Annotated in this window: 18 protein-coding genes; 13 read left to right on the top strand and 5 right to left on the bottom strand. The window is 67.7% G+C overall.

The annotated features are described in order from the left end of the window. Positions 1-32 precede the first annotated feature (32 nt). Together OG976_RS04700 and OG976_RS04695 are read left to right on the top strand one after the other, a co-directional pair. The gene (locus tag OG976_RS04700; RefSeq protein ID WP_328358547.1) at positions 33-242 is read left to right on the top strand and encodes a hypothetical protein; all 210 of its coding nucleotides are present in this window, start codon (positions 33-35) and stop codon (positions 240-242) included. Between the two features lie 42 nt (positions 243-284). Further along, positions 285-440: a hypothetical protein gene (locus OG976_RS04695; RefSeq protein WP_328358544.1), complete on the top strand. Its 156-nt coding sequence runs from the start codon at positions 285-287 to the stop codon at positions 438-440. Here the strand turns inward: OG976_RS04695 and OG976_RS04690 are convergent. Next, the gene (locus tag OG976_RS04690; RefSeq protein ID WP_328358542.1) at positions 428-1,066 is read right to left on the bottom strand and encodes an SACE_7040 family transcriptional regulator; all 639 of its coding nucleotides are present in this window, start codon (positions 1,064-1,066) and stop codon (positions 428-430) included. The two genes, OG976_RS04695 and OG976_RS04690, sit on opposite strands and share 13 nt — an antisense overlap. Before the next feature lie 94 nt (positions 1,067-1,160). Between OG976_RS04690 and OG976_RS04685 the strand changes: the two genes are divergently transcribed. The 8 genes from OG976_RS04685 (at position 1,161) to OG976_RS04650 (ending at position 10,424) form a co-directional block, all read left to right on the top strand. Then, on the top strand, positions 1,161-2,711 hold the full coding sequence (locus OG976_RS04685) for a carboxyl transferase domain-containing protein (protein ID WP_328358540.1): 1,551 nt from the start codon (positions 1,161-1,163) through the stop codon (positions 2,709-2,711). 2 nt (positions 2,712-2,713) lie between these two features. Further along, positions 2,714-4,702 (top strand): acetyl/propionyl/methylcrotonyl-CoA carboxylase subunit alpha, encoded by a 1,989-nt coding sequence (locus tag OG976_RS04680; RefSeq protein WP_328358538.1) that lies wholly within the window; start codon positions 2,714-2,716, stop codon positions 4,700-4,702. Continuing rightward, entirely contained in the window at positions 4,695-5,858 is a 1,164-nt protein-coding gene (locus tag OG976_RS04675) for an acyl-CoA dehydrogenase family protein (RefSeq protein ID WP_328358536.1), read from the top strand. Before OG976_RS04680 ends, OG976_RS04675 begins: the two co-directional genes overlap by 8 nt. Continuing rightward, positions 5,855-6,334 (top strand): MaoC family dehydratase, encoded by a 480-nt coding sequence (locus OG976_RS04670; protein WP_328358533.1) that lies wholly within the window; start codon positions 5,855-5,857, stop codon positions 6,332-6,334. Before OG976_RS04675 ends, OG976_RS04670 begins: the two co-directional genes overlap by 4 nt. Continuing rightward, positions 6,334-7,152 carry an HpcH/HpaI aldolase/citrate lyase family protein gene (locus OG976_RS04665; protein ID WP_328358530.1) on the top strand — a complete coding sequence of 273 codons (819 nt, stop codon included), beginning with the start codon at positions 6,334-6,336 and terminating at the stop codon, positions 7,150-7,152. Before OG976_RS04670 ends, OG976_RS04665 begins: the two co-directional genes overlap by 1 nt. A 104-nt stretch (positions 7,153-7,256) precedes the next feature. Next, complete coding sequence (gene pdhA / locus OG976_RS04660; RefSeq protein WP_328358527.1) at positions 7,257-8,309, top strand: pyruvate dehydrogenase (acetyl-transferring) E1 component subunit alpha; 1,053 nt, start codon at positions 7,257-7,259, stop codon at positions 8,307-8,309. A gap of 1 nt (position 8,310) precedes the next feature. After that, positions 8,311-9,327 (top strand): alpha-ketoacid dehydrogenase subunit beta, encoded by a 1,017-nt coding sequence (locus OG976_RS04655; protein WP_328358524.1) that lies wholly within the window; start codon positions 8,311-8,313, stop codon positions 9,325-9,327. Next, positions 9,324-10,424 (top strand): dihydrolipoamide acetyltransferase family protein, encoded by a 1,101-nt coding sequence (locus OG976_RS04650; RefSeq protein WP_328358521.1) that lies wholly within the window; start codon positions 9,324-9,326, stop codon positions 10,422-10,424. The genes OG976_RS04655 and OG976_RS04650 overlap by 4 nt, the downstream gene beginning before the upstream one ends. On the opposite strand, the gene OG976_RS04645 is transcribed toward OG976_RS04650, so the two are convergent. Next, positions 10,421-12,496 (bottom strand): Ig-like domain-containing protein, encoded by a 2,076-nt coding sequence (locus OG976_RS04645; RefSeq protein ID WP_328358518.1) that lies wholly within the window; start codon positions 12,494-12,496, stop codon positions 10,421-10,423. The two genes, OG976_RS04650 and OG976_RS04645, sit on opposite strands and share 4 nt — an antisense overlap. Before the next feature lie 44 nt (positions 12,497-12,540). Between OG976_RS04645 and OG976_RS04640 the strand changes: the two genes are divergently transcribed. Continuing rightward, the gene (locus tag OG976_RS04640; RefSeq protein ID WP_328358515.1) at positions 12,541-13,824 is read left to right on the top strand and encodes an HNH endonuclease; all 1,284 of its coding nucleotides are present in this window, start codon (positions 12,541-12,543) and stop codon (positions 13,822-13,824) included. A 3-nt stretch (positions 13,825-13,827) separates the two neighbouring features. On the opposite strand, the gene OG976_RS04635 is transcribed toward OG976_RS04640, so the two are convergent. Continuing rightward, a complete protein-coding gene (locus OG976_RS04635) occupies positions 13,828-14,574 on the bottom strand; it encodes an enoyl-CoA hydratase (RefSeq protein WP_328358512.1) in 747 nt (248 codons plus the stop codon). A 46-nt stretch (positions 14,575-14,620) separates the two neighbouring features. Here OG976_RS04635 and OG976_RS04630 point away from each other — a divergent pair, with 46 nt between their 5' ends. After that, positions 14,621-17,959 carry a BTAD domain-containing putative transcriptional regulator gene (locus OG976_RS04630; RefSeq protein WP_328358509.1) on the top strand — a complete coding sequence of 1,113 codons (3,339 nt, stop codon included), beginning with the start codon at positions 14,621-14,623 and terminating at the stop codon, positions 17,957-17,959. On the opposite strand, the gene OG976_RS04625 is transcribed toward OG976_RS04630, so the two are convergent. Further along, entirely contained in the window at positions 17,884-18,600 is a 717-nt protein-coding gene (locus OG976_RS04625; protein WP_328358506.1) for a hemerythrin domain-containing protein, read from the bottom strand. The two genes, OG976_RS04630 and OG976_RS04625, sit on opposite strands and share 76 nt — an antisense overlap. A 66-nt stretch (positions 18,601-18,666) precedes the next feature. Next, positions 18,667-20,805, bottom strand: a complete 2,139-nt coding sequence (locus OG976_RS04620) for an acyltransferase family protein (RefSeq protein ID WP_442930429.1) — start codon at positions 20,803-20,805, stop codon at positions 18,667-18,669. Positions 20,806-20,914: 109 nt separating this feature from the next. Here OG976_RS04620 and OG976_RS04615 point away from each other — a divergent pair, with 109 nt between their 5' ends. Beyond that, a complete protein-coding gene (locus OG976_RS04615) occupies positions 20,915-21,574 on the top strand; it encodes a cysteine hydrolase family protein (protein ID WP_328358503.1) in 660 nt (219 codons plus the stop codon). Position 21,575 lies beyond the last annotated feature (1 nt).

The following is a 21,575-nucleotide window of genomic DNA, read 5'->3' as shown; positions in this document are numbered from 1 at the left end:
CAAGTGGTGCGGACTATCGAGGGAGGCTCACCATGCCAGGCCGCGGAATCCTGGGAGTGATCGTGATCGTGTGGCTGTTGATCGGAGTATTCGCTACCTGGCAGCGCGGCTACTTTTCGAACAGCGAAGCCAACTGCGCTACGGCAGGGTCCATCGCTTTGACTGTCGTCGCCGGACCGTTGAACTACGGCGGCGTCAATCCCAAAGTGTCGGACTGCAACCTGCCGCAACCCAGCCAGTAGTAGGGCGAAAGAAGTTCAGCAAGCAACGTTTTGGAGGAAACAATGATTGTGTTCGGAGCGATTCTGCTCATCCTGGGCTTCGTGCTGAAGATCCAGATTCTGTGGACCATCGGCATCATCCTGCTCGTCGTCGGAGCGGTGCTGTGGGTGTTGGGTGCCGTCGGCCGGCCGGTTGCGGGTCGCCGCTACTGGTATTGACCTACTGCGCGGCGCTGACGGTCGCCGGTCGTCGACAACGCGGCGACCGTCATCGCCCGCAGGACATCGCGTGAACGCCCCGGGTCGGCCGCCTTGGCCGCCAGGGGCTTCATGCTGTGTGGGGTCGAGTTGAGCAGGCCGAACACCGCATGCGCCATCAGGCGCGCCTCGGATTCGTCGAGCGCCGGGTCGAGTTCGTGCAGCACCGACACCCAGACTTCGACGTAGCTGCGCTGGGCCCGGCGCACCTGTCGCTGCGCCGCCGCAGGCAGGTTGGCCATATCGCGGTCCTGGATTCGGATCAGATCCGACTCGCCCAACGCGAAGTCGAGATGGAATTCGATCAGACCCTCCAACGCCCCCGCCGCGGTATCGGCGGCGGCCACCACGGCTTGCGCACCGGCCAGCAGCCGGGTGCTGATGCCCACCAGCAACTCGACCAGAAGCGCCTCCTTGTTGGGGAAGTGCCGGTAGATCGCGGGGCCACTGACCCCGGCGGCCGAGCCGATGTCCTCGAGCCGCACGGCCAGGAAGCCCTTCTCGGCCATCAGCCGTTCCGCGGCCGCCAGCAGGGCCGAGCGTCGATCCGACTTCTGCCTGCTGCGGCGGGTTGGCGCCTCGGGCATGGACCCTCCGGGACACGTCTGGACGTTTCGGTTAATCTTCACTAACCTAACACGAGTTAGTCGTCATTAACTCAATTGCGACGGGACTTCGACGATGACTTCACCGGCCGCCAACCGCGAGGCGCACACGCAACTCGTCGGGCAGCTGCGCGCCAAGCTGGCCGCTGCCGCGCTCGGTGGATCTGAGCGGGCTCGCGAACGCCATGTGTCCCGCGGAAAGCTGCTCCCGCGCGACCGGGTCGACGGCCTGCTCGACGCAGGTAGCTCGCTGCTGGAGATTGCGCCGCTGGCCGCCGACGGCATGTACGACGACGAATGTCCGGGCGCCGGGATCATCACCGGCATCGGCCGGGTCGCCGGGCGCGAATGCATGATCGTCGCCAACGACGCGACGGTCAAAGGCGGCACCTACTACCCGGTGACGGTCAAGAAGCACCTGCGCGCCCAGGAAATCGCATGGCAGAACCGGCTTCCCTGCATCTACCTGGTGGACTCCGGCGGAGCGTTCCTGCCGCGGCAGGACGAGGTGTTCCCCGACCGCGACCACTTCGGGCGCATCTTCTTCAACCAGGCCACCATGAGCGCCGCGGGCATCGCCCAGATCGCCGCGGTGCTGGGATCGTGCACGGCCGGCGGCGCCTACGTTCCGGCGATGAGCGACGAGGCCGTCATCGTGCGCAACCAAGGCACGATCTTCCTCGGCGGCCCACCGCTGGTGAAGGCCGCGACCGGCGAGGTGGTGACGGCCGAAGAGCTCGGCGGCGGCGACCTGCACTCCAAGACCTCCGGCGTCACCGACCATCTCGCCAACGATGACCGCGACGCACTGCGCATCGTGCGTCGCATCGTCGACACATTGGGCCCACGCGAGCAGCGACCGTGGGAGGTCCGTCCGACCGTTGAGCCCATCACCGACCAACACGAGCTCTACGACGTCGTGCCGGTCGATGCCCGGGTGCCCTACGACGTGCGTGAGGTCATCACTCGCATTGTCGACGGCGGCGAGTTCAGCGAGTTCAAGGCCGAGTACGGCACCACGCTGGTGACCGGTTTCGCCCGCATCCACGGCCACCCGGTGGGTATCGTCGCCAACAACGGCGTGCTGTTCGGTGAATCCGCCGTCAAGGGAGCACATTTCATCGAACTGTGCGACAAACGGATGGTCCCGCTGGTATTCCTGCAGAACATCACCGGCTTCATGGTCGGCCGCGACTACGAGGCCGGCGGCATCGCCAAGCACGGCGCCAAAATGGTCACCGCGGTCGCGTGCGCGCGGGTACCCAAGCTCACCGTAGTCATCGGCGGCTCCTATGGCGCCGGCAACTACTCGATGTGCGGGCGCGCGTATTCGCCACGGTTCCTGTGGATGTGGCCGAACGCCCGCATCTCGGTGATGGGCGGCGAGCAGGCAGCCTCGGTGCTGGCCACCGTCCGCGGTGAGATGACGCCTGAGGAGGAAGAGGCCTTCAAGGCTCCGATCCGCGACCAGTACGAGCACCAGGGCAATCCGTACTATTCGACCGCCCGATTGTGGGACGACGGTGTGATCGATCCGGCTGACACCAGAACTGTTCTGGGGCTGGCGCTTTCGGTCACCGCCAACGCTCCCGTCGAACCGGTGTCCTACGGCGTCTTCAGGATGTGACGATGTTTACCAGAGTCCTTGTCGCCAATAGGGGCGAGATCGCCGTGCGGGTCATGCGCACCCTGCGGGCCATCGGCATCGAATCGGTTGCGGTCTACAGCGACGCCGACGCGGGCGCGCGCCATGTCGCCGAGGCTGACATCGCCGTCCGCATCGGTCCGCCGCCGGCCCGGCAGAGCTATCTGGACATCGACGCGGTGATCGGTGCCGCGCTGCGAACCGGCGCCCAGGCCGTCCACCCCGGCTACGGCTTCCTCTCGGAGAATTCCGATTTCGCTGCCGCGCTGGAACGCGCGGGCCTCACGTTCATCGGGCCGCCCAGCGGCGCCATCGGCACCATGGGCGACAAGATCGCGTCCAAGGCGGCGGTGTCGGCGTTCGGGGTGCCGGTGGTGCCCGGGATCGCCCGGCCCGGACTCACCGATGCCGACCTCATCGCCGCTGCGCAGGACATCGGGTTTCCGATCCTGGTCAAACCGTCCGCGGGCGGCGGCGGCAAGGGGATGCGCCGCGTCGACGATCCCGCCGACCTGCCCGCCGCGCTGGTTGGCTCCCGCCGCGAGTCGGCCGCGGCATTCGGCGACGACACCCTGTTCCTCGAACGATTCGTGTTGCGGCCCAGGCACATCGAGGTTCAGGTGCTCGCCGACAACTTCGGCACCGTGCTGCACTTCGGTGAACGGGAGTGCAGCCTGCAGCGCCGCCACCAGAAGGTCATCGAGGAAGCCCCCTCGCCACTGCTGGACGAGGCCACCCGTGCACGCATCGGCGCCGCGGCCTGCGACACCGCCCGAAGCGTCGACTACCGCGGCGCCGGCACTGTCGAGTTCATTGTCTCCGCTGACCGGCCCGACGAGTTCTTCTTCCTGGAGATGAACACCCGGCTGCAGGTCGAGCATCCGGTGACTGAACTCGTCACCGGTTGGGATCTGGTCGAGTGGCAGGTCCGCATCGCAGCGGGGCAGAAGCTGCCCGCCCGCCAGGCCGACATCACCATGACCGGCCACGCCATCGAGGCCCGGGTGTACGCCGAGGATCCCGCTGCCGGCTTCCTGCCGACCGGCGGGCCGGTGCTGGGGTTGCGGGAAGCTTCCGGCGTACACGTGCGGGTGGATTCGGGCCTGGCGCCGGGCATGACGATCGGCAGCGACTACGACCCGATGCTGTCCAAAGTGATCGCGTACGGCGCTGACCGCTCGACCGCGCTGCACACCCTGGATCAGGCCCTATCGGAAACCGCGGTGCTGGGCGTGGGCACCAACGTCGAGTTTCTGCGATTCCTGCTGGCCGACGACGACGTGGCCGCGGGCCGGCTCGACACCGGGCTGATCGATCGGCTGACGTTCACCGTGCAACCGGCTGGCGACGAAATCCTCATCGCGGCGGCCGCGTATCGGTGGTTGCGGCTGTGGTCCGATGCCGGGGCTGACCTCTGGGACGTGCCGACCGGCTGGCGCCTGGGGGAGCCGGCACCCACCAGCATCCGGTTGCGCTGCGGCGCGCGCACCGAACACGTGCACATCACCGGCAGCCCCACGGCCGCCACCGCCCGCGTCGAGAGCGGCGAAAGCGTCACACTGGCAGCCGAACTGCACGGCGATGGGCTCACGGTGACCATCGACGGTCTGCGTGCCACCTACACCGTCGCCGTCGACGGCCAGCAGATCTGGCTTGCCGGTGCGGGCCGGACCGTCATGCTCGAGGAGATTCGCGAAGCGCCGGTTCGTGCCGACGATGCCCACAGCGGGGATGCCGAGCTGCTCAGCCCCATGCCCGGTTCCGTTGTCGCCGTGAACGTCTCCGATGGAGACACCGTGACCGCGGGGACGGTCGTGGTCGCCGTCGAAGCGATGAAGATGGAGCATTCGCTGACGGCCCCGGTCGACGGCGTCGTAGGACTTCTGGTCGCCGTCGGCGACCAGGTGAAGGTGGGTCAGCTGCTCGCCACGATCACAGCCACCACACAAGAGAAAGCCACGTCCGATGAGTGACTTCCTGTCCACGGGAACGCTTCCCGACGAGTATCAGCAACTGGCCAAGACGGTGCGTGACTTCGCGCGCAATGTCGTCGCCCCGGTGGCGGCCAAACACGACGCCGAACATTCCTTCCCCTACGAGGTCGTCGCCGGGATGGCCGACATGGGCCTGTTCGGCCTGCCGTTCCCCGAAGAGTACGGCGGCATGGGCGGCGACTACTTCGCCCTGTGCCTCGCCCTGGAGGAACTCGGCAAGGTCGATCAGAGCGTGGCCATCACCCTGGAGGCCGGGGTGTCGCTCGGCGCGATGCCGGTCTACCGGTTCGGCACCGAGGCGCAGAAGCGGGAATGGTTGCCGCAGTTGACCAGCGGGCAGTCGCTGGGTGCATTCGGGCTCACCGAGGCCGGTGGCGGCACCGATGCCGGTGCCACCAAGACCACCGCCCGGTTGGATGGGTCAACCTGGGTTATTAATGGCTCCAAGCAGTTCATCACCAACTCGGGCACCGACATCACCAAGCTGGTCACCGTCACCGCGGTCACCGGAACCGTCGGTGATCGCCGCGAGATCTCCTCGATCCTGGTTCCGGTTCCCACTGCGGGATTCACCGCCGAACCGGCCTACGACAAGGTCGGCTGGAATGCCTCGGACACCCATCCGCTGACCTTCCAGGACGTCCGGGTGCCCGAAGAGAACCTGCTCGGTGAACGCGGCCGCGGCTATGCCAACTTCCTGCGCATCCTCGACGAGGGCCGGATCGCGATCGCCGCGCTATCGACGGGTGCGGCGCAGGGATGCGTCGACGAAAGCGTCAAGTACGCCAAGGAACGCTCGGCCTTCGGCCAGCCGATTGGGCGCTACCAGGCCATCGAATTCAAGATCGCCCGGATGGAGGCGCGCGCCCACGTCGCCCGCACCGCCTACTACGACGCCGCCGCGCTGATGCTCGCGGGCAAGCCGTTCAAGAAGGAAGCCGCCATCGCCAAACTCGTCGCCAGTGAGGCCGCGATGGACAACGCGCGCGACGCCACCCAGATCCATGGCGGCTACGGCTTCATGAACGAGTATCCCGTCGCCCGCCACTACCGCGACAGCAAGATCCTCGAAATCGGCGAAGGCACAACCGAAGTCCAGCTCATGCTGATCGCCCGGGAACTGGGTGTGTCATGACCGAGGAGAGGATCGTCGAACAGCGCGGGCTGTGGTTCGAGGAATTCGAACTCGGCGTGCGCTACCTGCATCGCCCCGGTCGCACCATCACCGAGGCCGACAACGTGCTGTTCACCACGCTGACGATGAACACCCAGGCGTTGCATCTGGACGCCGCATTCTCCGATGCGCTGCCGCCGTTCCATCAGCGACTGGTCAATTCGATGTTCACGCTCTCGACCCTCGTCGGCCTGTCGGTGGCGCAGCTGACGCAGGGCACCATCGTCGGCAACCTCGGGTTCAGCGAGATCGCCTTTCCCAAGCCGCTGTTCCACGGCGACACCCTCTACGCGGAGACCATCATCACCGACAAGCGAGAGTCCAAAAGCCGCCCCGGCGAAGGCATCGTGACCTTCGCGCACACCGGGCGCAACCAGCACGGCGACGTTGTCGCGACGGCTGCCCGCAAGACGATGGTCCGTAAGAGGCCCGCCTGATGGCGCTCACCGAACCCGGGCCGGCCTGGCTGTTCTGTCCCGCCGATCGCCCCGAACGGTTCGAAAAAGCCTTGGCTGCAGCCGATGTCGTCATTCTTGATCTTGAGGACGGGGTCGCGGCCAAGGACCGTGAGGCCGCGCGTGAGGCGCTGGTGACCACCCTGCTGGACCCGGGTCGCACCGTCGTGCGCATCAACCCGTCGACGACAGCCGATCATGCGCGAGACCTCGAGGCCCTAGCCCGAACCCCGTACACCACCGTGATGCTGGCCAAAACCGAATCGGCCGAGCAGGTCGCCGCGCTGGCCCCGCTTGACGTGGTGATCCTCGTCGAGACGCCACTCGGTGCACTCGTAGTCACCGAGACCGCCCGGGTCGACAACGCTTACGCGGTGATGTGGGGCGCCGAGGACTTGTTCGCGGTCCTCGGCGGCACCGACAACCGCTACCCGGACGGCAGCTATCGCGAGGTGGCCCGCCACGTGCGCTCGCAGAGCCTGCTGGCCGCCAAGGCCTACGGAAAGCTCGCGCTGGACTCGGTGTTCCTCGACATCAAGAACCTCGACGGGCTGCGCGGCGAGGCCGATGACGCCGTCGCCGTCGGATTCGATGCGAAGGTGGCGATCCACCCTAGCCAGATTGCCGAGATACGGAAGGCCTACCATCCCACCGCCGAGCAAGTACGTTGGGCGCGACACGTATTGGAGGCGGCGCGCGATGAGCGCGGTGTGTTCCAGTACGAGGGCATAATGGTAGATGCCCCGGTGCTGCGGCGAGCAGAGCGTATCGTCCAGCTCTCGCCCGATCCCGGCCGTTAGCTGGCACTCCGCCACAACGGATTTTGCTCTGACCGCCTCCGCACTGAGCAGACCTGAGGTCGTGACGGCCGAACATGCCGTCCGCGTGGCCACAAGGAGGCGGCATGGGTCAGTTGGTGCAGTTCATCGCACCCGACGGAACCGCTACGGCGGACTCCGACTACCGGCTGCCGCCAGAAACCTTGGCCTGGCTTTACGAACACCTCGTCCTGACCCGCGACCTCGACGGCGAGTTCGTCAACCTGCAGCGTCAGGGCGAGCTGGCCCTCTACGCCTCGTGTCGCGGTCAGGAGGCCGCCCAGGTCGGTGCCGCAGCGTGCCTGCGCAAGACCGACTGGCTGTTCCCGCAATTTCGTGAACTCGGCGTCTTCCTGGTGCGCGGTATCGCACCGGGGCAGGTCGCGGCGGTGTGGCGAGGATCCTGGCACGGTGGCCTCGACTTCACGGCGAAATGCTGTGCGCCGATTACGATCCCCATCGCCACCCACGCCCCCCATGCCGTCGGTGCCGCGATGGCCGCGCAGCGACTCGGCGAGACGACCGTCACGGTGGCGTTCCTCGGTGACGGCGCCACCAGCGAAGGCGATACCCACGAGGCCATGAACCTGGCCGCCGTCGAGAACGCGCCGTGCGTGTTCTTCGTCCAGAACAACCAATGGGCGATCTCGGTTCCGGCCAGCAGGCAGTATGCCGGCCCGTCGATCGCCGACCGCGCCGCCGGATACGGGATGCCGGGCGTCATCGTCGACGGCAACGACGTCCTAGCCTGCTACCAGGTGATGAGCGAGGCGGCCGCCCGTGCCCGCACCGGCGGCGGGCCGACCCTGATCGAGGCCATCACCTATCGGATGAGTCCGCACACCACCTCCGATGACGCCGCGCGCTACCGCCCGGAAGAAGAACTCGCCCTGTGGGCGACCCGTGATCCGATCACCCGCTACCGCATCTACCTCGAGCGTCTCGGCCTGCTCGATGAGCGGCTGGAACATCGGGTGGCCGCCCGCTCGGCGCGGCTGCGGGCCGAGCTGCGCACCGCGGTGGTCGACGCGCCCGACCCGGACGTCGGGGAGCTCTTCGACGTCGTCTACGCCGAACCCACGCCGCTGATGGCCGCCCAGCGCGCGCAACTGCTGGCCGAGATGGCGAAGGAGAACTGAGATGACCCAGATCATCGAACCCCCGGCATTCTTCAGCACCTTGCCCGAGGTCACCACCCTGACCATGGCGCAGGCGATCAACCGTGCACTGCACGATGCGATGGCCGCCGACGATCGCGTCTTGGTCTTCGGCGAGGACGTGGCCCAGCTCGGCGGGGTCTTCCGCATCACCGAGGGCCTGACCGAAACCTTCGGAACACAAAGGTGTTTCGACACCCCGCTCGCCGAATCGGCGATCATCGGAATGGCAATCGGCCTGGCCATCCGCGGGTTCGTCCCGGTACCCGAGATCCAGTTCGACGGCTTCTCCTACCCGGCGTTCGACCAGATGGTCAGCCACCTCGCCAAGTACCGCACCCGCACCAGGGGCGCGGTGGACATGCCGGTCACGGTGCGCATCCCGTCGTTCGGCGGTATCGGCGCGGTGGAACACCACTCGGAGTCCACCGAGACGTATTGGACGCACACGGCGGGGCTGAAAGTGGTGGTGCCCTCCACGCCATCGGACGCCTACTGGCTGCTGCGCCATGCGATCGCGGCGCGTGACCCGGTCATCTACCTGGAACCCAAACGCCGCTACTGGGGCCGCGAAGCCGTCGACCTCCTCGAGCCGGCACCCCCGATCGGGCGCGCCGCGGTCCGCCGGGTGGGCGCCGATGTCACGGTGCTGACCTACGGCGGACTCGTCGCCACCGCACTCGGTGCCGCGGAGATCGCCGAGCCCGATCTCGAAGTGATCGACCTGCGTTCGTTGAACCCGTTGGACTTTGACACCGTGGCGGCCTCGGTGACCAAGACGGGTCGCGCCGTGATCATGCACGAGGGCCCGCGGACGTTGGGCTTCGGGGCCGAGCTGGCCGCCCGCATCTCCGAGGAACTGTTCTACGACCTGGAAGCTCCGGTGCTGCGGGCCACCGGATTCGACACCCCGTACCCGCCGGCCCGGATGGAGAAAGTGTGGCTGCCCGGCGTCGACCGGCTGCTGGACTGCGTCGAGAAAGTGATGCGACGGCCATGAGCGATTTCCTGGTACCCGACCTCGGCGAAGGCTTGCAGGACGCCACGATCACCGGGTGGGCCGTGTCGGTCGGGGATGTGGTCGAACTCAACCAGACCCTGTGCACCGTCGAGACCAACAAGGCTGAGGTGGAGATACCCAGCCCCTACTCGGGCCGCATCCTCGCCCTCGGCGGCGCTGAAGGCGAAACCCTGGCCGTGGGAACGCTGTTGGTCCGCATCGACACCGGCGCACCCGAGCCGCGCACGCCGGTCCTCGTTGGCTACGGCACCGACAACGGCATGGATCGCAGCAGGCGGGTGCGGGCAGCGCCCAAGGTGCGCAAGCTGGCGGCGGATCTGGCCGTCGACCTGACGAGCCTGGCGCCGGGATCGGGTGCCGACGGGATCGTCACCCGTGCCGACGTCGAAGCCGCCAGTGGCGCTGAAGATATTGCAGTGCAGGGTGTTCGGGCGCGGATGGCGACGCAGATGTCGTTGTCGCGCAGCCGGATTCCCGATGCACACGCCAGCGTGCAGGTGGACTGCGCGGCGCTGCTGCGGTTGCGCGACCGGCTGGAGGTGACGCCGTTCGTGCTGACCTTGCGGATGCTGCTCATCGCGTTGGGTAGACATCGGTTGCTCAACGCGACCTGGGTGGACAGTGATGGTGGCGCGCAGATTCGACTGCACCCCGATGTCCGGCTGGGGATCGCAGTGGCCTCCGAGCGTGGCTTGGTGGTCCCGGTGATCGCGGATGCGCACACCCTGACCACACGCCAGCTCGCGAGCGCTGTCGAACAGCTCATCGACAAGGCGCGAACGGGCCGTCTCACACCGGCGGAGTTGGGCAATTCGACGTTCACGGTGTCGAATTTCGGCGCCCTGGGCCTCGACGAAGGAGTGCCGGTCATCAACTATCCCGAGGCCGCGATAGTGGGTGTCGGCTCATTGCGGCCACGTGCGGTGGTGGTCGACGACGAGGTAGTGGCCCGCCCCACGATGACGTTGACGTGCGCCTTCGACCATCGGGTTGCCGACGGCGCGCAGGTCGCGGCGTTCCTGACCGACCTGCGTGCTCTGATCGAAGCGCCGGAGACGGCGCTATTGGATTGTTAGGCCTGCGGATACGGCCAATAGCGCTTGCTGTAGCCGAGCTGGCGCGCCGCGATCTGAGCCTGCCGGTCGTACGGGATCGCCGGCAGGTTGAGCTGGCTGATCGGCACCACGGTTGAGCTCACCGTCGGGTCGGTGGTGTTGTTGGGATCGAAGTCCTGGAAACGGATCGCGATCGTCCCCTGATTCAGCCCGCCGGTGGACACCCAGTTGGCGAAGCCGGGATCGGTCGGCGAGACCACGATCGTGTAGGTCCCGTCGCCGTTGGCGACGGCCTGGCTCACGTTCATGCTGGTCTGATCGTCCCAATAGTTGTTGGTGATGGTCCAGTCATTGGTGATGGGAACGCTGAAGTAGCGCGCCCGACCCGGATCAATCGTCAGGACGAGGGTCTCGTCGTCGGTGAGTTGGAAGTACCCGGTGCTCTGCAATTGCGTTGCGAGGAAGGAGGCTTGGCGGGAGGGGTCGGTGAAGACGTTCGGCTGCTTGGGCTGACCAGTGACCGCATCGGTCGTCGCCAGCGACATGTAGGTGTTCTCGCCGCTGATACCGAGCAGGAGCATGATCGTGGCCGCCTCCACCGACTGCAGGAGACGCGGTGCAGGAAGTGGGGGAATCAGCGAGACCAACTGTGTCAGAAGCGGGTTAGACGAGACCAATGGTCCGATGCCCGGGATGGCGAAGCCGCCGATCTGGCTGAACAGACTGTCCGGTGGTCCGCTGACACGCAGGATCGACAGACTCATCGGTTCCTCGGTGTTCCAGTCCGCCAACGTGTTTCGGGTAGTGATGAGTGTGGTGCCGGGCGGCAGGTACAGATGGTTGGTCTGGCCCGGTGCGGTGGGCGTGGAATCGACGGTGATGCTGAACGAACCATCCGGCTCGAGGACAAGATCTCTGCCGTTGAGGTTGTCCGCGGTCGCCCCGCTCAATCCGGTGAGCACGCTGAAGTTGGTGTCGGCCGGTAGCGATCCGTCGAAGCGCCCGGTGATGACGTACTTCGAGGCGGTGTTCACCCCGACGAAGCGGTAGATCGTGTCGGGGTTGTCGTACCAGATCCGCGCACCCGAGAAACTCTGCAGATACCAATCGTGCGGCGGATTGACCTGCTGCAGGACCTTCGGACTGTTCGAGTTCAGCAGGAGCACTTCGATGGCCGCCTGATTGGCGTACTCGTTGACGGCCTGGTCCAGCTGGTCCAAGTTGGCTTGATCCGGGCCGCCCACAGCGGCGAAGTTCTTCTGGGCGGCCAGCCACCACCCCGCTTTGAGGATGACCTTGGCCAACTGCATGATCGGCGAGTTCGCGATCTGGGCGACGAGCTGCTCAGCCTGCAGCTGATCGGTGGTGGCGAGCACAGTGGTCGGAAGTGTGCTTCCCGGGTTCTGCAGAACGGTCACCTGCTGGGTGGCGGTGGCCCCGCCGTTGGGCGCGAAAAGCGTTGCCAGCCCATGCCAATGCAGTGCGTTGCCGGGTCTGTCGTCGGCGACGACGGTGAACGTGTCGGTTCCACCGAGTGTCGTGAAGTCCGGGTCGGGGGAGTAGGTGAACGTCCCGTCGGGATGGATATCGACGGCGCCCTTCTGGGCGCCGGACACGGTGTAGGTGAGTGCGTAGCCGTTGGCCTGAGAGGCGTTGAGTGTTCCGGTGATCGTCCCGTCGGCGGCCTGGACGTTCTGCGCGGCGTTGTAGGCGAGCACAGGGGTCTGGGCGAAGAAGGTGTTGCCGATACTTGGGCTGGGTTGGGTCGTGGTCTGGGCCTGTTCGACTTCTCTCCTCGCATAGCCAACGAGATCGGTCAGCGATGTCGCACTCTTTGGGACGACGGGGCGGCGTGGGCTGGCGACGGCGGCGCTCGGGCGGGCGGTCACCTGCATGACGCGCGTGCGCTTGGATGAGGTCTGGTTGTCGGACGCCTTGGTGGATTGCCGCGCGGAGTGTCCCGTCGAACTCCCGGTGTCGGCGGCCGCGATTCCGGTGTTGGTGGCGATCGCCACTCCGACTCCGAGTGCGAAGGCGAGCGCCCCGACCCGTCCGATATAGCGGCTAGAACGGGTTGGTGTGGTCTGCGTCACAAGCGGACTCTAAGTTGTCACCCGGGTCATTTACTATCGAACACATGTGCGAATCATTGTTGGAGATCGACACCGGTGCCGGGGAGTCGGCGCTCGTGGAGCGTATTGCTGAGTTGGAGCGGTTGAAGGCGGCCGCGGCGGCGGGTCAGGCGCGGTTGGCGGTCGCGTTGGATGTCTCGCGTCGTGCGGCGGAGGCGGCGGCGGGGGTGCCGGCGGCGAAGCGCGGTCGGGGTGTGGCGAGCGAGGTGGCGTTGGCGCGGCGGGATTCCCCGGCGCGGGGTGGGCGGCATCTGGGGTTGGCCAAGGCCCTGGTGTTGGAGATGCCGCACACGTTGGCGGCGTTGGAGACCGGGGTGCTCTCGGAGTGGCGGGCCACGCTGGTGGTGCGCGAGTCCGCCTGCCTGGACCTCGAGGATCGTCGCCGCCTGGATGTCGAGTTGTGTTCCGATCCGGCCACGCTCGAGGGGCTCGGAGATGCAGCGTTGGTGGCCGCGGCCAAGGCGATTGCCTATCGACTGGATCCCCACGCGGTGGTCGATCGGGCGGCCAAGGCCCCCGGCGAACGCACCGTGACGATCCGGCCGGCACCGGACACCATGACGTATCTGACGGCGTTGTTGCCGGTGGCCCAGGGCGTCTCGGTGTTCGCGGCCCTCAAACGCCAGGCCGATGTCTGTTGTGATGGGCGTTCGCGGGGTCAGGTGATGGCTGATGCGTTGGTGGAGAGGGTGACCGGTCGGCCTGCTGATCAACCGGTTCCGGTGGCGGTCAGTGTGGTGATCTCCGATCAGGCCCTGCTCGGAGTGGCGCAGGGGGCGGCGGTGATCGCCGGCTACGGGCCGGTGCCCTCGGCGGTGGCGCAGAAGATGGTCCTGGATGCGGTCGGTGATCCGAAGTCGCGGGCGACGCTGCGCCGGCTGTATGCCCGCCCCGGCAGTGGGGCGTTGGTGGCGATGGAGTCGCGGGCCCGGCGCTTCCCTAAAGCCCTGGCCACCTTCATCGCGCTGCGTGATCAACGGTGTCGCACCCCGTATTGCGATGCCCCGATCCGCCACACCGATCACGTGCAGCCTCATCGGGCTGGTGGTGTCACCAGTGGCGGCAATGGGGCTGGGTTGTGCGAGGCCTGCAACTACACCAAAGAAGCCCAAGGCTGGCGAGTCATTGCCGGACCCGATGAGAACGGCAGACACACAGTGGAGATCATCACCCCGACCGGCACGCACTACCACTGCGTGGCACCACCGGTACCCGGCACACCGAAGATCCCGCGCAGCTCCGCCGAGATCTACCTCAACGGCGAGCTCCTCAAAGTCATCGCCGCTTGACGGTCAACGCCGCTGAGCGGCGGCCAGCCGGGCCTTGAACTCGGGGGCCTCGATCGAGGTTGCCTGCGGTCCGAGTTCGATGTTCTTGGCGGCCTCGTGGTGCTCGGTGTCGAGGAATCCGGGAATCGCCGTGGCACGCATCGACGCCTTGGTGGACAGCACCACATCGCGCGGCGCCGACGCCGGGCCGGCGGCCAGTTCGAGTGCGGCCGCAACAGGATCGTCGGCGACCTCCAGGGCCAGCCCGTGTCGCACGGCGGCTTCGGCGTCGAATCGCATCCCGAACAGCAGCGCGGCGCGTGCCACCTGAGGGCCGACAGCGCGCTGCAGCATCCAGGTCGCCCCGCCGCCGGGATGGATGCCCAGTTTCTGGAACCGCGGATCGAACAAGGCATGCGGTCCGGCGATGCGGATGTCGGCGGCCAGGGCGAGGTTCAGGCCTGCCCCCACGGCGGCGCCGTTCACCGCGGCGATGGTCGGCAGCGTGCACCGTCCGACCGCCATGAAGCCGGCGTAGATCCGCTCCAGGCCCTCGCGGGCGGCCGCCCCGAGAGCCGACAGGTCCGCTCCGGCGCAGAACGCCTTGCCGGCGCCGGTGACCACGACGGCGTGGGCCTCGGCTTCGGCGGCCTCGACCGCGGCCCGCAGCTGCTCGGACATCGCATCGGTGACCGCGTTGCGGCGATCCGGATCGTTGACGGTGATCAGCGCGACGCGGTCGCGCACCTCGTAAAGCACCAGGTCAGACATTGCGAACCTCCACGAAGGGCAGGCTAGCAGTTAGGGTCGATTCACTATGACGGCACCGCACGGACACTCGGTTCGCATCGCGGTGCTGGGTCCGGTTCGGGCCTGGATTGGTTCGGTCCCAGTCGAACTCGGCGGCCCTCGGCAGCGATCATTGCTGGCCCGCCTGGTGCTGGCCCAAGGGCATGTCGTCTCGGTGGACCGGCTCATCGAGGACCTCTGGCAAGGTGAGCCCCCACCGAAAGCGCTCTCGGCGCTGCAGGCATATATCTCACATCTGCGAAGGGTGCTCGAGCCGGACCGGCAACGGCGGGCTCCGGCAACAGTGATCCTCAGCGAGGCGCCCGGGTACCGCCTGCGACTGCCCGCCGCCGCCGTCGACGCCTGGCACTTCGACGAACAGGTCCGGAGGGCACAGGCTGACGACGACGCACCACGGCGCGTCTCTGCGCTGACATCAGCGCTCGAGCACTGGGCCGGTGATCCCTACGCCGAGGTGTCAGACGCCCGGTGGGCAGTCGCCGAGGCGGCACGGTTGACCGAATTGCGCTTCACCGCAATCGAGTTGCGTGCGCAAGCCCATTTGTCCCTCGATCACGACGCACTGGTCGTTGGCGAGTTGGAGGGGCACGTCCGCGAGCATCCCACCAGGGAGGGCGCCGCGGTGATCCTGGCTACAGCCCTGTACCGCGCCAACCGACAGGCTGACGCGCTGGATGTCTTGCGCCGCACCCGTAGCCACCTCGCCGATGAGCTGGGACTCGAGCCGGGCCGTGCCATTCGCGACCTCGAAGATGCCATCCTCGGCCAAGCCCCTCATCTCGACTCCGGCCGGCCAACGATCCCGCCTGCCGCCCCCCAGCAGGCGTCACAGGTGATCGCCACGGAACCTCAATCGCTACACGGCCGTTCGCGAGAGCTCGCCGCCATTGACCGGGCCGCCGAGGAGGCGCGCCGCCTCGGTAGCCGGCTGGTCTGGTTAGGCGGCGAAGCCGGTTGGGGAAAGACGACGATCGCCGCAGCGGCGGCGGCACGATTGCGGGCCGCCGGCTGGACAGTCGCAGAGGGGCGCTGTCCGGAAGTTGACGGCGCGCCACCCGGGTGGGCCTGGACCGAGGTGCTGCGCCATTTCGGCGACGCGTACGTGCCCACCGAATCGCGTGATCGCCACGCTCTCGCACCGCTGCTTCATGACCACGGCCCCCCGGAGGCGGACGGGCACAGCACGTTCTGGACCGCCCATGCCGTGGCCGCGCTGGTGGGACGGGCAGCCAACGACGGTCCGGTCGCCGTTCTGCTCGACGACCTGCACCGCACCGACGGTTTGACCCTCGAGCTTCTTCGCCTCGTGACACACGAACTGCGGGACAGTCCACTGCTGGTTGTCGCCACCTATCGACCGTCGGAGTCGGGCAGCGAATTGGCCTCCGCCCGAGCTGCATTGGCGGCCCAGACTGCAGCTCATGTTGCCGTCGGGGGCCTCGACGACGCCGCGACGGCGGCCCTCGCCGCAGACTGTGGTCTGCCTCATCTGACCGGGGAAGCCCTGCGGTCGCTGCGTGACCGAACAGGGGGCAATCCATTGTTCGTTCGCGAACTGGCGCGCCTGACGACGGCCGAGGGACTTGATGCGTCCACGGTGGCCGTGCCTGCGGGCGTGGGCGACGTGCTGCGCCGCCGTCTCGGCCGACTGCCCGGTGCCACCGTGACCGCCCTGCGCCAGGCCGCCGTGCTGGGCCGTGAGGTCGACGTCGATCTGCTGGCCGGGTTGGCGCATCGCGAGCCCGATGATCTGCTCGACGCATTGGAGCCTGCTGTCCTGGTCGGCCTGCTCGAAGAGCCCGCCCCGGGTCGGGTCCGGTTCGCCCACTCGCTGGTCCGCGACACCCTCTATGAGGACACTTCGCTGCTGCGGCGCTCGCGCCTGCACGCCAACGCGCTCGGTCAGCTTCTGCAGCAGCGCGACACCGCCGACCCGGCAGCGTTGGCCTATCACGCGGTGGCGGCTGCGACCCCGGCCAGTGCAGTCGCGGCCGCAGATTTCGCCATGGCGGCCGCCCGCGACGCCGATCGGGTGGGCGCACCGGTTGAAGCAGCACGACAGTGGCGGGCCGCGGTGCGCATGCTGCAGCTGGCCAACTGGGCCGAGTCCGGCGAGGACGAAGCCGAGCGCACCGTTGAGGCCTACTGCGGAGTGGTGTCCGCCTCCGCGCGCATCGGCGACGTCGTGGCCGCCCGCGACGCGCTCAAGCAGGCATTGCCGGTGGCGGCGCCATCCCCTCAGCGCACCGCGCGTCTTCTGACGGCCTGGGACGCGCCCCTGGTGTGGCGGACCCGCGTAGGTGACAACCCCGACATCGAGATCCTCGGCGCGCTCCGACGGGCACTGGCGGGTGAGCCGACCCCGGGGCAACGGGTTCGGCTGCTCGCCGCAGTGTTCGCAGAGTTGGAAGGCGCTGACCCACCGGCCGCCATCGCAGCCAGTGTCGAAGGCCTGACCCTGGCGCGTGGGTTGTACGAACACGATCCAGCCGCCCATGGCCGCACCTTGTGTACGGCTCTCAACATCGCGGCGTACGGGGCTCTAGGCCCCGACGAGGCCCACAACCGTGAGCAGCTCACCGACGAGTTCCTGGCCGCCGCCGACGCCGCCGCCGCGGTCGACTATCAGGCCGTCGCCCACTGGCTGGCATTCCTGACCGCCGCCGGGCGCTCGGATCTGCCTGCCGCTCAACAGCATGTCGAACTTGCGGTGGCGCGAGCAGGCACCGGACAGCTCGCGCAGTTGCTCACTGTGCTGGAGGTGTTCAAGGCCCAGCTCACCGTGCTCGGCGGCGATATCGACGAGGGCGAGCGACGTTACGATGCCGCGGCAGCCCAGTTGGCACAACAGGGTGCGGCCAACGGGGGTGTGATCTCGGTGGTCGGCCGGTTGACCGCGGGGCTGGCGCGCGGCGATCTCGCTGTGATGGCCGACGAACTCGTGGCCGTGCACGCCTACGTCTCGACCTCGATCGCCGACGCCGCGGTCCTGGCGCTGTTGGACGCGGGCCGCCCCGACGAAGCGCGCCAGATCTGGGCGACCCGCCAGCCGGTGGAGCGTTCCTACTACTGGCTGGCTATCACCACGCTGCGCGCTCACGCCGCTGTAGCCCTCGAAGATGCTGACGCCGCTGCGAAATGCGCTGAGGAACTCCGACCGTACTCCGGGCGGATGGCCGGACTCGACAACGGCAGCCTGCTGACCGGGCCGGTCGATGAAGCCTTGGCCGCCGTCGCCGAGTTGCTCGGCAACACCGAGGATGCTCGGCGCTACCGCGCCGCCGCCGCCGCGCTGCGCCCCAAGCTGGCGTCCGAGGCGAACACCGTCCGCTCGAACTTGCGGTGACGCCGCCACACCAGACCCATCACCGCCCGCATCGGTGGGCTGAGCTGTGTGAGCATGGTGCGGCGTTCTTCGTCGGTCATCAAAGCCAGTGTGCGCGGTGCATCGAACGACAGCCGCCCGGTGCGTTGTGCGGTCTCCTCGACGGCCTGCCAGCTTGCCACCGACAGGTGCTTGCGGATCACCGGGAAGATGTCGCGCTCCTCCTCGGTGATGTGCTCGGTCAGCAATGTCAGCAGATCAGACAGCTCCGCGGCCAACAGTTTGGCGGTGCGAACGTCGCCTCCCGCGACGCGAAAACCGTTGGCGCGCCTGCGGATGACGTCCAGTCTCGGGTCCAGCGCCGCGTGGTCTTCCGTCAGCTCAGTCAGGTCGATCATGTCACCGGCGCTGGCATCGATCACCGGCCACAGCACCTCGTCTTCGACGGTGTGATGGTGGTGGATCGAATCGCACATCAGCTCGGTGTAGCGGGCGATCGCCCGGGCCCGCCCGGGGCTGCAGGGCTGCCCGTCGCGGATGGCGGCGACCGCATCGGTCAGGCGGCCGACATCGTTGAGTATCGCCCGGTGAGCCAATGCGAGGCCGCGGACATCTGGATCGGGTTCGCCGGGTTGGCGGGGGACGACTGTGACGGGTTTCATCGGTTTCATGCGGTAACCATGCGTAACCGCACTTGCGATGCACTTGTGGTCGACTTGCGGCCCAGCTCAGCTGCGCGGCGAGATCGCCTCGTCGGCGAGCATCGCCAGCACCGGCCCCAGCGTGCGCGCATACGGCACCGTGACGTGGTTGTCGTCGCGGAACACCAGGTCGTTGCCGATGATCACCGGACAGACGGCGTCGGTGCAGAACAACGACGACAGGTCGGCATACCGCCCGCCCGCCGAGCGCACCGCCGTCGCCTCGGCCGCAATGCCCTTGGCGTTCATGGCTATTGACCGGTCAGGCGTGCAGTCACGGGTGTCGGTCAGATGATCGGACAGACACACCGGGACAGTCGAATGCGGATCGGGCACCGGCCCCAGCACCAGAACACGGCCACCCGTCGCTGATCGCAGTTGCATGACCAACGTCTTGAGGCTGTCCAGCCACCCCCGGTCGTAGGCGGTGAACCCGAAATCGGCGCCGTAGCGCCGCGACATGTCCACGACGACGAGCTTCGGACGCTCGGTGCGCAGTCGGGCCATAACCTGCGTCCGCCAGGTCTGACATTCGGTGTACTCGCGGCCCAGGTACGGGCTGGTGATGCCCACGTCCTGCAGCGGGCAGGTGATCTTGGCCATCGTCTCGAGTCGCCAATGTCGTTGCTGTGCAGCTTGTTCCAAGCCAGGCTGCCACATCGCAGCATGCGAGTCGCCGACGAGCGCCACGGTGGTCTTGCTTGACACGTCGCCGGACGCGCACTCTGGGACCCCGGCCTCGCGCCAGGACCGCACACACCCGTTGACGAACACCGCTGGTTTGTCGGTGGCGGCATCAGCGAGCGGGGGAGCGAGATTGGACGGAACGTCGTGGCGCTGTGCGGAGGCGGCCACCGCGGCGGCGATCCGCGCGATCGTATCGGTCAGCGGGTCGGCGGCGGTGACACCGCGCATTTCGGTCATCGCCGCGGGTGCGGGTCTGCCATGCCCGACCGAGGTCGGCACGAACATCGGCAACAGCAGGGCCGCGCTGACCGCGACCGCGGTTACCGCGCTGCCGAGCACCAGGCTGCGGCCCGCAGACCGGCGCAGCGGAATCGAGTAACGCACCGGCCGCTCGACGTAGCGCAAGGTCAGCACCGCCAGCGCCAACGATGCCGCCACTGCCAGCACGCGCCCGACAAGCCCCAGGTCGTGGCCCACCAGCAGCGGCGCGAACACCAGCACCGGCCAGTGCCACAGGTACCACGAATATGACAGCCGACCGAGGTCCCGTAGCCACGGCGAGGCAAGCCACCGGCCCACGCCGCGCACGGGGGTCGCGCACCCCGCGGCGATCACCAGCGCGGTGCCGAGCACCGGCAGCAGCGCCGCGGTACCCGGATAGGGCGTGCGTTCGTCGAACTGCACGCACGCGATGACCACCAGCGCCAGCCCGCCGAACCCCGCCAACGCGGCTGACCCCGGCGCAAGGCGCCGCCAGAACCGCACGGACAGCGCGACCAGGCCGCCCGCGGCCAGTTCCCACGCCCGAGACGGCAGCGCGAAGAACGCCCACGGCGGCGCAGCCGTCGTCCAGATCAGCGCCAGGGCGAGCGACAAACCCGCCACCGCGAGCAGTGCCACGAAAAACGGCGACCGCGAACCGATCCGGCGCCGGCGAACCAGCCACGCGGTGGCCAGGATGAGCACCGGCCACACCAGATAGAACTGCTCTTCGACGCCCAGCGACCAGTAGTGCTGGAACGGCGACGGCAGATTGTCCGCGAGGTAGTCGGTGCCGTGGATCGCGAACCGGTAGTTGCCCACATACAGCGCGCTGGCCAGCGCGTCGGCCAACGCCGAGCGGGCCTGCAGCGGAGGCAACAGGGTGGCCGCCGCCACCGCCGTGATCACCAGGACCGTGCCCGCCGCCGGCAGCAGCCGTCTGGCCCGCGCCGCGTAGAAGCGAGACAGCCCCACCCCGCCGGTGGCCGACACCTCCGACATCAACAGGCGGGTGATGAGGAATCCGGAGATGACGAAGAACACGTCGACGCCGACGAACCCGCCGCCCAGCCCCAGGTGGGCGTGAAATGCCACCACGGCGACCACGGCGACAGCCCGCAGACCCTCGATATCAGGGCGAAAGTCAGTGCGCGACGAGCGTCGTCGCGTTCTGGTCGAAGCGGGGGGCAGGATGCGCCCATTGTCGCCGCCAACCACCCCGTGGCCGTGGTGCCACGCCCAGGCAAAAGTCGACGAGAGGCGCAGATTTGATTGTTGCGATTGAATTGAGCGGCCCCGCCCCCGTGCCCGTCAGAAGGGACGTTCGATGCCCACGATCGATGCAGAACCTTTCCCCCTCGAATTCGATGTGGACAGCACCGCGCTGGTCATCATCGACATGCAACGGGATTTCGTCTTGCCCGGCGGATTCGGTGAGGCGCTCGGCAACGACACCTCACTGCTGCTCGCCGCCGTCGAGCCGATTCAGCGGGTGTTGACCCGGGCACGCGAGATCGGAATGCTCGTCGTCCACACCCGCGAGGGACACCGTCCCGACCTGTCCGACTGTCCCTCGGCCAAGCTGCACCGCGGCGGGCAAACCTTCATCGGTGAGCCCGGCCCGATGGGCCGCATCCTGATCCGCGGCGAACAGGGCCACGACATCATCGACGAGCTGTATCCGATCGACGGCGAGCCGGTGATCGACAAGCCCGGCAAGGGCACCTTCCACGCCACCGACTTCGGCCAGATCCTGTCCGACCGCGGCATCAAAACCCTCGTCGTCTGCGGGGTGACCACCGAGGTGTGCGTGCACACCACCGTCCGCGAGGCCAACGATCGCGGCTACGAATGTCTGGTGCTGTCCGACGGCGTGGCCTCCTACTTCCCGGAGTTCCAGCGTGTGGCCCTGGAGATGATCAAGGCCCAGGGCGGCATCTTCGGCTGGGTCTCGGACTCCGAGCGCTTCCTGGCCGCGGTGTCCTGAC

This window comes from Mycobacterium sp. NBC_00419 (assembly GCF_036023875.1).
In the GTDB taxonomy this organism is placed as follows: Bacteria; Actinomycetota; Actinomycetes; order Mycobacteriales; family Mycobacteriaceae; genus Mycobacterium.
The sequence above is the reverse complement of the archived record's forward strand: the minus strand, read 5'-3'. Positions and strand labels throughout refer to the sequence as shown.

Bases quoted from the DNA above. Each gene is read 5' to 3' on its own strand.
- OG976_RS04700 (WP_328358547.1), top strand. From the start codon at position 33: ATGCCAGGCCGCGGAATCCTGGGAGTGATCGTGATCGTGTGGCTGTTG.
- OG976_RS04695 (WP_328358544.1), top strand. From the start codon at position 285: ATGATTGTGTTCGGAGCGATTCTGCTCATCCTGGGCTTCGTGCTGAAG.
- OG976_RS04690 (WP_328358542.1), bottom strand. From the start codon at position 1,066: ATGCCCGAGGCGCCAACCCGCCGCAGCAGGCAGAAGTCGGATCGACGC.
- OG976_RS04685 (WP_328358540.1), top strand. From the start codon at position 1,161: ATGACTTCACCGGCCGCCAACCGCGAGGCGCACACGCAACTCGTCGGG.
- OG976_RS04680 (WP_328358538.1), top strand. From the start codon at position 2,714: ATGTTTACCAGAGTCCTTGTCGCCAATAGGGGCGAGATCGCCGTGCGG.
- OG976_RS04675 (WP_328358536.1), top strand. From the start codon at position 4,695: ATGAGTGACTTCCTGTCCACGGGAACGCTTCCCGACGAGTATCAGCAA.
- OG976_RS04670 (WP_328358533.1), top strand. From the start codon at position 5,855: ATGACCGAGGAGAGGATCGTCGAACAGCGCGGGCTGTGGTTCGAGGAA.
- OG976_RS04665 (WP_328358530.1), top strand. From the start codon at position 6,334: ATGGCGCTCACCGAACCCGGGCCGGCCTGGCTGTTCTGTCCCGCCGAT.
- pdhA (WP_328358527.1), top strand. From the start codon at position 7,257: ATGGGTCAGTTGGTGCAGTTCATCGCACCCGACGGAACCGCTACGGCG.
- OG976_RS04655 (WP_328358524.1), top strand. From the start codon at position 8,311: ATGACCCAGATCATCGAACCCCCGGCATTCTTCAGCACCTTGCCCGAG.
- OG976_RS04650 (WP_328358521.1), top strand. From the start codon at position 9,324: ATGAGCGATTTCCTGGTACCCGACCTCGGCGAAGGCTTGCAGGACGCC.
- OG976_RS04640 (WP_328358515.1), top strand. From the start codon at position 12,541: ATGTGCGAATCATTGTTGGAGATCGACACCGGTGCCGGGGAGTCGGCG.
- OG976_RS04635 (WP_328358512.1), bottom strand. From the start codon at position 14,574: ATGTCTGACCTGGTGCTTTACGAGGTGCGCGACCGCGTCGCGCTGATC.
- OG976_RS04630 (WP_328358509.1), top strand. From the start codon at position 14,621: ATGACGGCACCGCACGGACACTCGGTTCGCATCGCGGTGCTGGGTCCG.
- OG976_RS04625 (WP_328358506.1), bottom strand. From the start codon at position 18,600: ATGAAACCCGTCACAGTCGTCCCCCGCCAACCCGGCGAACCCGATCCA.
- OG976_RS04615 (WP_328358503.1), top strand. From the start codon at position 20,915: ATGCCCACGATCGATGCAGAACCTTTCCCCCTCGAATTCGATGTGGAC.